Source organism: Streptomyces beijiangensis (assembly GCF_017315755.1).
Lineage (GTDB): Bacteria > Actinomycetota > Actinomycetes > Streptomycetales > Streptomycetaceae > Streptomyces > Streptomyces beijiangensis.
The window spans coordinates 1-301 of the sequence record NZ_JAFLRJ010001606.1; the positions used below are offsets into that span (position 1 = coordinate 1).

A 301-nucleotide genomic window follows, 5' to 3' on the forward strand; every position below is an offset into this window, starting at 1 on the left:
TTGGACGAACCAAAAGCGTGGGGTATTTCAAAATCGGCAAAGGGCCTTTGAAGCCGGGAGCAGGCGTTCAGAAAAGTTTGCCGGAAGTCGGCCACGTGCATATTAACGGAATTGTCAATGTCAGCGGTTTTATGGAGTATTTTGTCCTGCAAAATACAAGGCTCAATCTTGTCATGAGCATGGCAAATGTGCTTGCGGACGGGCTGTCGCATCTGGAAAAGACCGGATCGCAGCGGCGCCATGTGTCACCAATTGAAAGAATGACCGGAAGAATGTCATAAAAAAACCATCTGTACATGAT

Annotated in this window: 1 protein-coding gene; it reads left to right on the plus strand. The window is 47.5% G+C overall.

Features of this window, described 5'->3' with window-relative positions:
- Positions 1 to 281 (plus strand): spore protease YyaC (gene yyaC / locus J0695_RS46580; protein WP_206970190.1); only part of this gene is annotated, 281 nt, incomplete at its 5' end.
- Positions 282 to 301 lie beyond the last annotated feature (20 nt).